Genomic DNA, 13,183 nt, shown 5'->3' on the forward strand with positions numbered 1-13,183 from the left:
GCCCGATAGTGCGAAAAGTGTCAAGCGAGGAGGCTCACGCCGGTTTCGGTCCGCGACCCCAGTTCCGGTGACGTGCGGGCGACCGAGCTGGGAAATCTCTTGAAAGACGCGTCTGTACGGCACGTGGTCGTCACCGGCCTGGCCGGCGACGTCTGCGTGAAAGCGACCGCGTTGGACGCCCAGGAGCTGGGTTTTTCGGTCACCGTACCGTTGGCCGCCACCCGCTTCGTCAATCTTCAGGAAGGTGACGACGAGCGCGCGATCGCGCAGCTGCGAGCCGCCGGCGTCGACGTGACAGCGTAATCGACTCGCTCTGGAAGCCGGCGCGATGTTCGCGTACGTGCCGCGTATCCAGACCAACGCTCGGAAAATCGCCGCCAGCTAGCTGGCCGGCAGGTCCGGTCGCAGCACGATCTTCCCCAGGTTCTGCCGGTTTTCCACCATCCGGTGCGCGTCGGCGGCGCGTTCCAGCGGCAACCGGGTGGATATCACCGGCCGGAGCGCTCCGGATGCGCGCAGCGACCAGAGATTCCGGAGGTTCTCGTCGTACTCCTGCCGCCGCTGCTGGAAATACGGCGCCATCGAAAAACCGATGACGGTCTGCGCGTACATCCGCAGCTCGTTGACGTTCGCGATGGCGCCGTCGCCGTTGTACGACACCAAACGACCGAAGGGTGCCAGCACGTCGAGGCACAGCTGCTGCGCCTCACCACCGACGCCGTCGAGGACGACATCCACCGGCCTTTCGGCTATCAGCCTCAAATCTTCGTACGTGATGACCCGATCGGCGCCCAACCCGAGCAGGAACTCGCGCTTTTCCGCCGAGCTGACCACCGCGATCACCGTCCCGGCGCCGGCCACCGGGCGAGCTGGATCGCGAGATGCCCAACGCCACCAGCCGCCGCGGTCACCAGTACGGTCTCGCCGTCCCGAACCCCGGCGCAGCGCACCACACCGCTCGCAACCTGCCCACTGCGGACGAGCAACAACGCGTCGTCCAAGTCGACTTCGTCCGGGACCGCGGTCAAAAATCCCATCGGCACCAGAGCGAAATCAGCGTACGCACCGACAATCGTGATGCCGGTGACGCGCTGCCCCTCGCACCAACCGGTCACTCCGGCACCAACCGCGGCGATCCGGCCGGCGACCTCGCCGCCGGGCGCGGCCGGCAGCGGTACGCCGCCGCCATTCCCGTCGCCGCGGACCAGCCGGACCACCGGCAGGGTGATGCCGACGGTCTCGACCTCGACCAGCACCTCACCGAAACCAGGCAGCGGCTTGGGTGTTTCGTCCACCACCAGCACGTCCGGGTCACCGTACGAGTGAAACCTGACCGTACGCATCCGATGCCTTTCGCCGGGGGAACTCCTCCAGCTCCACCCTAAGGCGTACCTTTTGTCCAGGCCTTCGCGGCCAGTAGAGCCAGGTGCAGCGCGACGAGCGAGTCCTCCAGCTCGGCCAGCGCGTCGAATCGTCCACTGTGGACGGTCGCGCGGACAACAGTAGTGGCCCCGACAGCGGCCAGATATGCGTGCTCGGGCACTTGCGGACAGGACGGATCCACGGCCCGCGCACGCTGGTGCCAGGCCCGGTTGAGATGCGCGAAGCGGTGCCGCGAGGCGTCGATGCGGTCCCGCGCCACCCTGCCCGCGCCGGGCATCTCGACGTAGAAAACCTGCGCGAAAGCCGGTTCGGCGATGAGAAACTCCAGCAATGCCCGGCAGGCCACCCGCATGGCCTGTTCCGGACTTACGTCGTCCGCCAGCCCATGGGTCGCGGCCACGATATGGCCGATCATCAACCGGCCACCCTCCTGGGTGGCCTCCAGGAAACAGTCCTCTTTGTCGCTGAAATGAGCATAAAAAGCAGCTCGGGACACCTTTGCATTTCGCACTACATCGGCGATTGTCGCGGCGGCATAACCGTTTTCGGCCACCACCGCCACAATCGCGCGAATAATCCGCTCGCGTTGCGCGGCCCGCACGCGAGCGGCCGGCAACCGAGACCTGCCACGCGGCAGGCCGGGCTCACCTTCGTGCGTACGGGCCAATGACCCCTCTTGCCTCATGGCCCCCTCGCTTCTAGAGTACGAGCGCGTACCTGTGATGCGCGACACTCGGCAGTCTCCACGTGATCAACCCCGTACCGCAAGTAAAAACAGGAGGTGCCAGCTCCCTCACCAGGCTCCGGCCGCGGCGGCGGCCGTCCAGGGTTCGTATCTCGGCGAATCGAAGGAGGCGGTCTGATGACCGCAGTCGTCTCGGGCACCGCGGGGGATGTCAGCGGCGGGTGGACCCGCGGGCTCTGGCACCGACAGCTCGACCACTATCCCAGCACCGGCAAGCGCATGCTCTATCTGAGCATTGTGGTTATCGCGACCGTCGTCCTTTATTACGAACTTTATGTCGGCGGCGCCGTCGCGCCCGCGATCATCGCTCACTATCACATGTCATTTCCTTACTATGTCTACATTTCCGTGTTCGGCAACCTGATAGGGGCGTCGCCTCGATCGTGGCCGGACTGGCCGATCGCTGGGGGCGGGCGAACCTGGTCGCGTACGGCCTCGCGGTGACCGGGGTCCTCATCCTCTTCGCGCTTCCCAACGCTCCCGACAAACTCACGTACGGCATCGTGTTCGCGGTGGTCTCGTTCGTTGAGGGCATTGTCCTGGTGGCCACGCCCGCCCTCGTACGCGACTTCTCGCCGCAGCTCGGCAGGGCTTCCGCGATGGGCTTCTGGACGCTCGGACCGGTGGTCGGCAGCCTGGTCCTGTCGGAAGTTTCCAGCAACACCATCGGTTTCCTGCCGGACTGGCAGTCGCAGTTCATCATCTGCGGCATTGCCGGGCTGGTCGTCTTCGTGGTCGCGCTCTTCGGACTCCGGGAGCTCTCACCCCGACTGCGCGACCAACTGATGGTCAGTCTGCGCGACCGGCAACTGGTCGAGGCGAAGGCAAAAAAGGCATCGACATCAACCAGAGTCTGCGCAATCCGTGGCGACAGATGTTGCACCTGGACATCATCGGCTCGGCCTTCGCGATCGCGGTGTTCCTGATCATCTACTACACAGCGGTCGGATTCTTCACGATTTACTTCACCACGCTGTTCGGCTACAGCCTGGCCGAGGCCAACGGACTGGGAAACTGGTTCTGGGCTTTCGACGCGCTGGCCCTGATCGTGGTCGGCATCGTCTCGGACCTGACCAAGGTCCGAAAACCGTTCATGATCTTCGGTGCGATCGGCTCGGTCGTGATGACGATCGTTTTCGCCGACCGGGTGCACCATCCGGAGACCAGCTACTACACGTTCGTCTGGATCATCAGCATCATGGCCGTTTTCCTGGCCATCGCGTACGCGCCGTGGATGGCGAGCTTCACCGAGACGGTGGAACGCCGTACCCCGGCGCTGACCGCGACTGGGCTGGCGGTCTGGGGCTGGATCGTCCGCATCGTCGTCGCCGTCAGCATCGCCGCCATTCCTTTCGTGATCAGCTCGATGACAACCGCTCGTGCAGTACGGCGCTCAGGTGCAGGAGCTGAGCACGAAATACGCACCGCAGCTGGCCACTCTCAAAGCCATTGACCCGGCCACTTTGGCCGCACTGAGCGCAAATCCGCAGGACACCGCCGCGGCTACCAAGGCGGTTGGCGAAATCGCCACCGCCCAGCACGTGGATGCCGCCACCGCGGTCGGAAAACTGCAGGCAGTGGCCGCCGTTCCCAAGGCCGACCTGACTTTCCTGCAGACGTACGGACCTCAGGTGGCCGGCGCGGCCGCCACCACCCGTGGCCAATGGCAGAACTGGTGGTGGGTCTGCGTCGGCGGCGAGATCGTCTTCATCCCGCTGATCTTCGTGATGGCCGGCCGGTGGAGCCCGCGCCGCGCCCGAGAAGACGCCGCCGCGCACCAAAAACAGGTCGAAGAGGAACTCGCCCTCCTCAAATCCTGACCCACCGACTTTGTCCGCACCGCCCCGCTGCTTGCGCCTCTCGCAAGCAGCGGGGGCGTTACTATGCGGAGTCCTGCTCTACCTGCGCCAGGAGACCCAGCCGCTGTTCAACGTTTAGATAGTTCTCGACTTTGTAGTCGATGATTTTCAGGCAGGCCTGCAGGTCGGCTATCCGCGCACGTACGTCCGCCTGGTGTTGCTGCAGGATCTGCCGGCGGCGGGCGGAGGTGCCCACGCCGCCGCGCCGCAAAGTGGCGTATTCCACCATCAGCCGGATCGGCATCCCGGTGATCCGCAGCCTGGTCAGGAAGCTCAGCCAGGCCATGTCCGCGTCCGAGTACGTCCGCCGGCCCCCGGAGTCGCGGGCCGGCGGATCCACCAGCCCGATGCGCTCGTAGTAGCGGAGCGTGTCAGCGGACAGTCCGCTCTGATGTGCCGCTTGGGCGATGGAATAGCTCACCACTAGACCGTAGGAGTTGGAGTGCGCTCCAAGTCAAGCCCGAACGCGAGATGAGTCCACCGACCACGCACGCAACGCGACATCCAGCGTGTCGTACGCGTCTCCAGGACCCGCCGCCCAAGCGACCACGCCATCGGGCCGGACCAGCAGCGCGACCAGGTCGTCGCGCCCGGTGGACTGGACCTCGACGGCGCCCGGCACCGCGCCAGCGGGCGCGAGCAGCACCGCATCGCCGTCGCGGGTCAGCTCCGACAACCGCGCGTCCGCACCGTTGACCAGCGTCAACGCCAGATCCGGGCAGGGCCGGCCGGCGAGCGGGTGGTCACACTCGTACGGCAGCTCGTGCTGGACGTCCAGCCCAGACATCATCAGCCCGAAATGCCGATTGACCTCGGGAATGTCCATAAGATCCGCGACGATGTCACGCAGCGCGTCGGTGTGCGGGCCTGGCCGGAGCAGCGCCGACTGCGCCCGGGTGTTGTGCAGCACGTCCGCGCCGACCGGGTGGCGCTCCCGGTGGTACGAGTCGAGCAGCCCCTCCGGGGCGGTGCCGGCGACCGTGGCGGCGAGCTTCCAACCCAGGTTGACCGCGTCCATAAGGCCGAGATTCAGGCCTTGGCCACCGCTGGGCGAGTGGACGTGAGCCGCGTCGCCGGCCAGCAGCACCCGACCCAGCCGGTACGCCGTCACCTGCCGCGCCTGGTCGGTGAAGCGGAGGCCATCCTGCACGTCCGTGATCGTCACGTCGACGCCTGACACCCGCTTGACGCTGGCCTGCATCTCATCAACGGTGATCGGGCCGTCCCAGCGGTCCGGGTCCGCGAAGTCGAAGGTGGCCACCATCCCGTGGCCGTAGAACAGCGTGCCGCCCTCAACCCGGCCGGGCGGCGGCAGCTCACTCACATCCTCGATGTGCGCGGGCACCCGGCGGACCGTCATCAGCGGTGCGGTGCCGGGAAAGTCGAAGCCAGCCAGCTTGCGGACCGAGCCGCGGCCGCCGTCGCAGCCCACCACGTACGCGGCCCGGATCTCGCGATCGCCGGCACGCACAGTGACCCCGTCCTCATCCTGTTCTAGACCAGTCACGGCGTGCTCGTACCAGACTGGCACGCCCATTCCGACGGCATGCTCCAGCAGGATCTTTTCCAGCTCCACCTGCCAAATCAGGGTGGACTTTCGCTCCAGCGCATCGATCTTGAAAATCGACGCGAAATGGGCCTTCTCGCTGCCGTGATCGCGGGCCTTGTCCGCACGCCCGGCCTCGTCGTGCCGCGCGATCAGCTCGCCCAACCCACGCCGCTGCAACGCCTCGGTCGCGAGTGGGCCGATGCCACGGGCCCGCGGTTCGCCGGACGGGCGGGCCAGCCGCTCCAGCACGACCGGGTTCGCCCCGGCCAGCTTCAGCTCGGCGGCCAGCATCAGGCCAACCGGACCTGCTCCAACAACAACTACATCTATGGTCATGATCGTCTCCAAACCAGGGAACACTGTACTCAGTAAGGCCACGCTAGCAAACTGAGTACACTGTTCGCAATTAGCCTTCTGGAGGTGGTCGGTGGTCATCTGGATGCGGCCGGAGCGGGCGTCTCGCGGACCCCGAGGCCAGCCCACAGTCGTACCGAGATCGCACTGGCCTGCGTACGAGTGGCGGACGCGGAGGGCATCGACGCGGTGTCGATGCGGCGGGTCGCCGCCGAACTGGGCACCGGTACGACCTCGCTCTATAGATACGTGTCGTCGAAGGACGATCTCTATGACGTGATGGTCGATGCCGTCCTTGGCGAGGAGCAGCTACCCATTCCGACGGGCTACTGGGTGGAGGATCTTCGCCAGCTCGCATCCTGGAAACGGGCGCGGTTTGTGAGGCATCCGTGGATGGCGACGGTGTCCGGCCGACCGGCCGTCGGGCCGTGCGGGCTGGTCGTTCAGGAGCGTTCGCTGCGGGCGGTCGACGGGCTCCAGCTGCCGATCGACGAGATGTACATCATCGCCGAGGCCCTCGACGCGTACGTACAGGGCTTCGCGATGCGGGAGGTCGCCGAGCAGTGGGCCATCCAGCGGTCCGGGCTCGATGCCGAGGCCTGGATGGACGCGCATGCGGCGTACGCCCAAGCGGTTATGGCGAGCGGAGACTTTCCGCTGATCAGCCGCATGTGGCTGGACGCCTCGGAGCCACATGCCGCGGATCGCGCTGAGCGCGGTTTCCAGCACGGCCTCGACCGGCTGCTGGAAGGCTTCGGGGCCAGCATCCGGCGGTCGCACTCACCAGGTGGCTAGCACCGTGATCGTGCCCGGCTCGACCTCGGTGAAACCCGCGTCGCGTACGGCCACCGCGTCCTTCCTGGTGACCAGCTCGGCCCATTCTGGCTTCGTGGCGGCTCGTACCAACACCGGGAAGTCGGCGTCGGCCCAGGCCGCCAGCCGGTCGCGGTCGGAGTAAGCGGCGAGCAGCATCGACGCGTGCCCGACCTGCGCCATCGCCTTGCCGGTCGTCATCGTCGCTTCCGGCGTCAACCACAGCGTCGGCGTTGTTACGTTCGGAATCCGATTGTCACGGTCGGCGGCATCGGGGTCGGTCAGCTCGATGCCGGCGACCTGCAACCGGGACAGCTCCTTCGGCAGCTCGGTGACCAGGGACGGCGGGAAGGCGCGCACCTGCGCCGTACCAACCCGCACTGTCACCCCGGGCAGCCCTTCGGCCACCCGCCAGTGGATGCCACGAGCCCGCCGGACGACCTTGCGGATCCGGTCGGTCATCCAGGCATGCACCTCGTCATGCCACTCACCGCCCTCAGCCGAGCGCGGATCGGCGAGTAACACGACCACCGCCCGCGCCGCCGCCGTCAGCGCGTCAGTGTGCGCAGGAGGGTCGGCTTTTTCCACTCGTACGACCAATTGCTGCGCTCTTACGTCCGTTTCCGGCTCGATCTCGCCGGCCATCAGCCGCTTGTGGCGCTCGACCATCGGCTCCAGCAGGGCGGTCAGTTGGTCAACTGCCGGCATCGGCCTCTTCCACCTCGTCGCGGCTGATCCCCAGGAAGAACAGGATGGCGTCCAGATATGGCTGGTTGAGGGACGTGTCAGCGACCGCACGCAAGGCCGGTTTAGCGTTAAAGGCGATGCCCAGCCCAGCCGCGCTGATCATGTCGATATCGTTGGCGCCGTCGCCGACCGCCACCGTCTGGCTCATCGGAATGCCCGCCTTTTCGGCGAAATTCCGCAGCGCGGTCGCTTTTCCGGGCCGGTCGACGATCTCCCCGACCACCTCGCCGGTGAGCCGGCCGTCCACGATCTCCAGGGTGTTCGCGGCCGAGAAGTCGAGCCCGAGATCTGCCACCAGCTGGTCGGTGACCTGGGTGAAGCCGCCGGAGACGACTCCGCACAAATAACCCATGCGTTTGAGCGTACGTACCAAAGTGCGGGCTCCGGGGGTGAGTTGAAGATCGTGGCGTACCGCATCGATGACGCTCGCGTCCAAACCCTTCAGCTCAGCGACCCGCGCCTTCAGGGAAGCGCCGAAATCGAGCTCGCCGCGCATCGCCTGCTCGGTGACTTTCGCGACCTCTTCGCGACGGCCCGCGTACTCGGCCAGCATCTCGATCACCTCGCCGGTGATCAACGTCGAATCGACGTCAAACACCACCAGCCTGGTCGCCCGGCGGGCCCACCCGGCCGGCTCGACAGCGAGGTCCGTACCGGTCGCCTTCGCCGACTCGGCCAGTGCCGCCCGCAGGTGGGGGCCGTCCACTCCGGAGACAATGAGTTCCAGACTGGTCACCGGATATTTCGACAGCCGAGTGATCCGGTCGATGTTGCCACCGAGCTCAGCGATCCGCGCGGCCGCCCCGGCCATCGCGGGCGCGGTCAGCGGTCGCCCCAACAGGATCACGTGCTGGCGCCTCGGCTGCTCGACGCTCGGCGTCGCCGGGCCACCAATCAGCACCTCCGCGGTCAACCCGAGCCGACCACAGGTCTTGTGCAGATGCCCCGCCAGCGCGCCGGCATCGCCGTGCACCGCCAGCGACACTCCCAGAACCAGCTTGCCGCGCAGCACCACCTGCTCAACGTCCCGAACCTCGACGCGCTCGCTCTCGTACGCGGTCAACGCCTCGAAAAGGGTCGCCGTCACCCCCGGCCGGTCCGCGCCGGTGACCGTACACACCACCCGGATCGGTTCAGCCACGTGGTGAGCCTAGCTCGCCCTCGCCGCCACGTGTGGTCCCGCCCGGTCCCGTCCCGTCAGTCCCGCACTCGACGTCGACTGCGGGGGGGGTGGCAGGGAATGGGGGGAACAAAAAAAACTCGCCGGCGGCCTGGGAGGGCCAGCCGGCGAGTTTTGAAGAGAGGAGCTACTTCGAGGAAGTAGTGACTTCCTTTTTCGGGGGGGGGGGGGGTGCGACTGGTCGGGCGCCGGGGGCGTAGTCGGGGAATTTCAGGTCAAAAGCGGGACGCTCGGACCGGATCCGCGGCAGCTGGGTGAAGTTGTGCCGAGGGGGCGGGCAGCTGGTGGCCCATTCGAGCGAGCCGCCGTAGCCCCAGGGGTCGTCGACCGTGACGACGCGGCCGAGTTTGTACGACTTCCAGGCGTTCCAGGCGAACGGCAGCGTCGAGGCACCCAGGATGAAGGCGCCGATCGTCGAAACGGTGTTCAGGGTGGTGAACCCGTCGGACGCGAGGTAGTCCGCGTACCGGCGGGGCATGCCCTCGGCGCCGAGCCAGTGCTGCACCAGGAAGGTGGTGTGGAAACCGATGAAAGTCAGCCAGAAATGCAGCTTCCCGAGCCGCTCGTCCATCATTCGGCCGGTCATTTTCGGGAACCAGTAGTAAATCCCGGCATAGACGGCGAAGACGATGGTGCCGAAGAGCACGTAGTGGAAGTGCGCGACGACGAAATACGAGTCGGAGACGTGGAAGTCGATCGGCGGGGATGCCAGCAGTACGCCGGAAAGCCCACCAAACAGGAACGTCACCAGGAAGCCGATCGCAAAAAGCATCGACGTGGTGAACGTGATCGACCCGCGCCACATGGTGCCGATCCAGTTGAAGAACTTGATGCCGGTCGGTACGGCGATCAGGAACGACAGGAAACTGAAGAAGGGCAGCAGCACCGCGCCGGTGGCGAACATGTGGTGCGCCCACACCGTCAGCGACAGGGCACCAATCGCGAGGGTCGCACCCACCAGTGGCTTGTAGCCGAAGACCGGCTTGCGGCTGAAGGTCGGAATGACCTCGGTAATGATGCCGAAGAATGGTAAAGCGACGATATAGACCTCTGGATGGCCGAAGAACCAGAACAGGTGCTGCCAGAGCAGCGCACCGCCGTTGTCCGCGTCGAAGACCCGCGCGCCCAGGTGCCGGTCGGCGGTCAGCGCCGCCAGCATGGCGGCCAGCACCGGGAAGACCATCAGTGCGAGCAGCGCGGTGACCAGGATGTTCCAGGTGAAGATCGGCATCCGGAACATCGTCATGCCGGGCGCCCGGAGCGTCATGATCGTGGTGACCATGTTGACCGAGCCCAGGATCGTACCCAGACCGGAGATCATCAGACCGATGATCCACATGTCGGCGCCGGCGCCGGGCGAGTTGATCGCCGAGTTCAGTGGCGCGTACGCGAACCAGCCGAAGTCGGCGGCCCCGCCCGGGGTGATGAAGCCGAGCACCACGATCGTGCCGCCGAAGGCGAACAGCCAGAACGAGAAGGCGTTCAGCCGCGGGAACGCCACGTCCGGCGCGCCGATCTGTAGCGGCACGATGTAGTTGGCGAACGCGAACACCATCGGCGTCGCGAACAGCAGCAGCATGATCGTGCCGTGCATGGTGAACAGCTGGTTGTACTGCTCGTTGGTGAGGAACTGCAGCCCCGGCCGGGCCAGCTCGGCCCGCATCAGCAGGGCCAGCACACCGCCGATCCCGAAGAAGATGAACGACGTGATGAGGTAGAGCAGGCCGATCGTCTTGGCGTCGGTGGTCCGGATCAGGCTGAGCAGCACGCTGCCCTTCACGGACTGCCGAACCGGCCACGGCCGGGTGACGATGGGCGTCGGCTCAACCTGCTTGTCGGCCGTGGACACCAAACCCCTCCAGCATGTCGGCGAGCGAGCGAGAGGTCTCCACCCCTCCGCAGGGAGAATAGTCCTCGACAGTCTGTAGAGCACTCCCGGGGGAGGTCCCTCAAGCTGCGACGACGACGGTACGCGGACGACGCTGGATGGCGAGCACGATGATCGCCGCGAGGACGCTCAACATGCCGGCGACGTACCAAACCAGGTCGTAGTTCCCGAGCGCGTCTCGTACGACGCCGGCCGTCACTGACGCGATGCCGGCACCCACCTGGTGCGATGCCAGCACCCAAGCGAAAACGACCGGTCCGTCGGCGCCGAAGAAACGGCGGCACAGCGCCACCGTCGGCGGCACGGTAGCGACCCAGTCCAGGCCGTAGAACACGATGAAGATGACCATGTCGGGACGCAGGGTGGCGGCGAACAGGCTGGGCAGCACGAGCAGCGACAGGCCGCGGCCGGGCCGGTGTAGTAGACGATCAGCAGCAGCCGGGAGTCGAAACGGTCGGTCAGCCAGCCGGACAGGACCGTACCGACGATGTCGAAGACGCCGACCATGGCGAGCAGGCCCGCGGACGTCGTCTCGACCATGCCATGGTCGTGCGCGGCCGGGATGAAGTGGATCTGCACGAGCCCGTTGGTGGTCGCCCCGCAAATCGCGAAACTCGCGGCCAGCAACCAGAAAACCGGCTTGCGGGCGGCCCGGCCCAGGGCCGTGACGGCCCGCATCGCCCCGCCGCCGACGACCTGGGCGACCTTGGCCGGGGCCTCGGTGGCCCCGTACGGCAGCACGCCGATGTCTTCGGGACGGTCGCGCAGCCGCCACCAGACCAGCGGCGCGGCCAGCAGCGCGATCGCCGCGACGACCAGCGCCGCGCTGCGCCAACCGGACGTGGAGATCAGCGTCGACAGCAGCGGCAGGAAGACCAACTGGCCGGTGGCACCGGCCGCGGTGAGGATGCCGATGATCAGGCCGCGGCGGGCCACGAACCAGCGGTCGGTGACCAGCGCGGCGAATCCGAGCGCCATCGAGCCGGTGCCGAGCCCGACCAGGACTCCCCAGCACAGGATCAGCTGCCAGGGCGCGGTCATGAAGACGGTCGCACCACTGCCGACCGCGACGGTCGCGAGCGCTGCCGCCACCACCTTGCGCGGGCCGAAGCGCTCCATAAGGGCGGTCGCGAAAGGGGATGTCAGGCCGTACAAGACCAGGTTGACCGACACCGCCGCCGAAATAGTGCCGACCGACCAGCCGAACTCCTGGTGCAACGGCGTCAGCATGACACCGGGCGTAGACCGGAAGCCGGCCGCGCCGATCACCGCCAGAAACGCGACCGCCGCCACAAACCAGGCGGGATGCAGACGGGTACGCCGCTGTCGGGGCACGCGGGTGGGAGTCGAGGTCACCCGCCCATGATCCGGAGTTCGCGCGCCGCCCACGAGTGGCCCGCAAGCCACTTCCCGCAAGAATCCGGCCATGATCTGGTGGGTACGAACGAGAGGGTGACCTGGGTCATGCCGCTACTTGAGTGAGGCTTGGTCGACGACTGGGACTGCGGGGGGGTGCCGGCCCTGTTTAAGGGGGGTGTGTGCTGGGGGCCTGGTTAAAAAGCGGTGTGGGCTGGGGTGGTGGGCGCCCTGCTTAAAAGCGGTGTGGGCTGGTGGGCGCCCTGGTTAAAGCGGTGAGTGCCGGTGGGCGCGCTGGTTAAAAGCGGTGTGTGCCGGGGAGAGATGGGCGGCCTGGTTAAAAGCGGTGTGGGCTGGGGAGATGGGCGCCCTGGTTAAAAGCGGTGTGGGCTGGGGAGATGGGCGCCCTGGTTAAAAGCTGATGGCGCTAGCTGAAATTCCCCACTTTTGCTAGATCATTTTCCCCAGTTGGGTGTCGTCCGGCGTGGCGTTCGCGCTGGTCAGGATGGTTCTACTGACAGTGCGTAGTGACTGTGTTCGCTATGTGACTTGTTGGGGGCCTCGATGCTCAGCGTGGAGGAAGAGGTGGATGCGCACGCGCTTCGCCGGCAGGGTTGGTCGATCTCGGCGATTGCTCGTCATCTGGGCCGGGACAGGAAGACGATCCGCGCGTATTTGAGTGGCGCTCGGGAGCCTGGTAAGCGGGTCCGGTCCGAGCCGGTGGTGATCGCGGAGTTCGTGCCGTATTGCCGGCAGCGGCTGGTTGATGATCCGCATTTGTGGGCGTCGACGTTGTTCGACGAGGTCGTCGCGTTGGGGTTCACTGGTTCGTATCCGTCGCTGACCGCGGCGATCCGCGACCTGGGGCTGCGTCCGCATTGCGAGGCGTGTGACCGGTCCAAGGGCCGTGACACCGCGGTGATCGCGCACCCGGCGGGCGCGGAGACGCAATGGGACTGGTTGGAACTTCCTGATCCACCATCGGCGTGGGGCCTGGGAAAGCACGCGCATCTACTGGTCGGCGCTCTCGCGCATTCCTCGCGGTGGCGCGGAGTTTTGGCTACCAGTGAGGATTTCCCGCATCTGGTCGAGGCGATGGACGCTGTCGTGGCGCGCCTGGGTGGGGCTGACCAAGGTGTGGCGGTTCGACCGGATGTCCACCGTTTGCTATCCACCGACCGGTGCGGTACTGCCCAGTTTCGGTGAAGTGCGAACATTAACGGAGTCACCTCGTTATGTGCCACCGCGGCGGGGGAAACGCAAAGGGCGTGTCGGAAGGCGAATCATTTCCGCCGCGCACGATGGTGGC

At 66.4% G+C, this 13,183-nt stretch carries 15 protein-coding genes and 1 pseudogene; 7 read left to right on the forward strand and 9 right to left on the reverse strand.

From position 1 onward, the window contains the following. The first annotated feature begins 72 nt into the window (after window positions 1–72). Window positions 73–303, forward strand: coding sequence for an isochorismatase family protein (locus GNX96_RS46980; RefSeq protein WP_279583381.1), 231 nt, complete (start codon window positions 73–75; stop codon window positions 301–303). Window positions 304–381: 78 nt separating this feature from the next. On the opposite strand, the gene GNX96_RS60700 is transcribed toward GNX96_RS46980, so the two are convergent. From GNX96_RS60700 to GNX96_RS46990, 3 genes are read right to left on the reverse strand one after another with little or no spacing between them, the layout of a single operon-like run. Beyond that, window positions 382–861, reverse strand: coding sequence for a quinone oxidoreductase family protein (locus tag GNX96_RS60700; RefSeq protein ID WP_279583382.1), 480 nt, complete (start codon window positions 859–861; stop codon window positions 382–384). Further along, window positions 840–1,343 carry a quinone oxidoreductase family protein gene (locus GNX96_RS60705; RefSeq protein WP_279583383.1) on the reverse strand — a complete coding sequence of 168 codons (504 nt, stop codon included), beginning with the start codon at window positions 1,341–1,343 and terminating at the stop codon, window positions 840–842. Before GNX96_RS60705 ends, GNX96_RS60700 begins: the two co-directional genes overlap by 22 nt. Window positions 1,344–1,381: 38 nt before the next feature. Beyond that, window positions 1,382–2,068: a TetR/AcrR family transcriptional regulator gene (locus GNX96_RS46990; protein WP_163573845.1), complete on the reverse strand. Its 687-nt coding sequence runs from the start codon at window positions 2,066–2,068 to the stop codon at window positions 1,382–1,384. A gap of 177 nt (window positions 2,069–2,245) precedes the next feature. On the opposite strand from GNX96_RS46990, the gene GNX96_RS60710 reads away from it, so the two are divergent. From GNX96_RS60710 to GNX96_RS60725, 4 genes are read left to right on the forward strand one after another with little or no spacing between them, the layout of a single operon-like run. Next, window positions 2,246–2,572 (forward strand): hypothetical protein, encoded by a 327-nt coding sequence (locus GNX96_RS60710; protein WP_279583384.1) that lies wholly within the window; start codon window positions 2,246–2,248, stop codon window positions 2,570–2,572. Then, complete coding sequence (locus tag GNX96_RS60715) at window positions 2,512–3,054, forward strand: MFS transporter (RefSeq protein WP_279583385.1); 543 nt, start codon at window positions 2,512–2,514, stop codon at window positions 3,052–3,054. Before GNX96_RS60710 ends, GNX96_RS60715 begins: the two co-directional genes overlap by 61 nt. Beyond that, a complete protein-coding gene (locus GNX96_RS60720) occupies window positions 3,003–3,581 on the forward strand; it encodes an MFS transporter (protein ID WP_279583386.1) in 579 nt (192 codons plus the stop codon). The genes GNX96_RS60715 and GNX96_RS60720 overlap by 52 nt, the downstream gene beginning before the upstream one ends. After that, window positions 3,526–3,948 carry a hypothetical protein gene (locus tag GNX96_RS60725; RefSeq protein WP_279583387.1) on the forward strand — a complete coding sequence of 141 codons (423 nt, stop codon included), beginning with the start codon at window positions 3,526–3,528 and terminating at the stop codon, window positions 3,946–3,948. The genes GNX96_RS60720 and GNX96_RS60725 overlap by 56 nt, the downstream gene beginning before the upstream one ends. A gap of 61 nt (window positions 3,949–4,009) precedes the next feature. On the opposite strand, the gene GNX96_RS47000 is transcribed toward GNX96_RS60725, so the two are convergent. Continuing rightward, window positions 4,010–4,408, reverse strand: a complete 399-nt coding sequence (locus GNX96_RS47000) for a MerR family transcriptional regulator (protein WP_163573846.1) — start codon at window positions 4,406–4,408, stop codon at window positions 4,010–4,012. Between the two features lie 33 nt (window positions 4,409–4,441). Continuing rightward, window positions 4,442–5,872, reverse strand: a complete 1,431-nt coding sequence (locus GNX96_RS47005; protein WP_163573847.1) for an FAD-dependent monooxygenase — start codon at window positions 5,870–5,872, stop codon at window positions 4,442–4,444. 84 nt (window positions 5,873–5,956) lie between these two features. Here GNX96_RS47005 and GNX96_RS47010 point away from each other — a divergent pair, with 84 nt between their 5' ends. Beyond that, the gene (locus GNX96_RS47010; protein WP_163573848.1) at window positions 5,957–6,685 is read left to right on the forward strand and encodes a TetR/AcrR family transcriptional regulator; all 729 of its coding nucleotides are present in this window, start codon (window positions 5,957–5,959) and stop codon (window positions 6,683–6,685) included. Here the strand turns inward: GNX96_RS47010 and GNX96_RS47015 are convergent. The 4 genes and pseudogenes from GNX96_RS47015 to GNX96_RS47030 form a co-directional block, all read right to left on the reverse strand. Continuing rightward, complete coding sequence (locus tag GNX96_RS47015; protein ID WP_163573849.1) at window positions 6,671–7,411, reverse strand: peptidyl-tRNA hydrolase; 741 nt, start codon at window positions 7,409–7,411, stop codon at window positions 6,671–6,673. The genes GNX96_RS47010 and GNX96_RS47015 overlap by 15 nt on opposite strands. Then, window positions 7,398–8,591 carry a phosphoserine phosphatase SerB gene (gene serB / locus GNX96_RS47020; RefSeq protein ID WP_163573850.1) on the reverse strand — a complete coding sequence of 398 codons (1,194 nt, stop codon included), beginning with the start codon at window positions 8,589–8,591 and terminating at the stop codon, window positions 7,398–7,400. Before serB ends, GNX96_RS47015 begins: the two co-directional genes overlap by 14 nt. A 166-nt stretch (window positions 8,592–8,757) precedes the next feature. Continuing rightward, on the reverse strand, window positions 8,758–10,479 hold the full coding sequence (gene ctaD / locus GNX96_RS47025) for an aa3-type cytochrome oxidase subunit I (protein WP_163573851.1): 1,722 nt from the start codon (window positions 10,477–10,479) through the stop codon (window positions 8,758–8,760). Between the two features lie 100 nt (window positions 10,480–10,579). Next, window positions 10,580–11,925 (reverse strand): annotated as a pseudogene (locus tag GNX96_RS47030) (MFS transporter). A 513-nt stretch (window positions 11,926–12,438) separates the two neighbouring features. Between GNX96_RS47030 and GNX96_RS47035 the strand changes: the two are divergent. Continuing rightward, on the forward strand, window positions 12,439–13,080 hold the full coding sequence (locus GNX96_RS47035) for a helix-turn-helix domain-containing protein (RefSeq protein WP_163573852.1): 642 nt from the start codon (window positions 12,439–12,441) through the stop codon (window positions 13,078–13,080). Window positions 13,081–13,183 lie beyond the last annotated feature (103 nt).

Origin of the sequence: Fodinicola feengrottensis (genome assembly GCF_010993775.1) — a bacterium.
Classification (GTDB): domain Bacteria; phylum Actinomycetota; class Actinomycetes; order Mycobacteriales; family HKI-0501; genus Fodinicola; species Fodinicola feengrottensis.

Coding starts and splice junctions, on each gene's coding strand:
- GNX96_RS60720 (WP_279583386.1), top strand. CDS start 3,003: ATGTTGCACCTGGACATCATCGGCTCGGCCTTCGCGATCGCGGTGTTC.
- GNX96_RS47005 (WP_163573847.1), bottom strand. CDS start 5,872: ATGACCATAGATGTAGTTGTTGTTGGAGCAGGTCCGGTTGGCCTGATG.
- GNX96_RS47035 (WP_163573852.1), top strand. CDS start 12,439: ATGCTCAGCGTGGAGGAAGAGGTGGATGCGCACGCGCTTCGCCGGCAG.
- GNX96_RS46990 (WP_163573845.1), bottom strand. CDS start 2,068: ATGAGGCAAGAGGGGTCATTGGCCCGTACGCACGAAGGTGAGCCCGGC.
- GNX96_RS47015 (WP_163573849.1), bottom strand. CDS start 7,411: ATGCCGGCAGTTGACCAACTGACCGCCCTGCTGGAGCCGATGGTCGAG.
- GNX96_RS60710 (WP_279583384.1), top strand. CDS start 2,246: ATGACCGCAGTCGTCTCGGGCACCGCGGGGGATGTCAGCGGCGGGTGG.
- GNX96_RS60705 (WP_279583383.1), bottom strand. CDS start 1,343: ATGCGTACGGTCAGGTTTCACTCGTACGGTGACCCGGACGTGCTGGTG.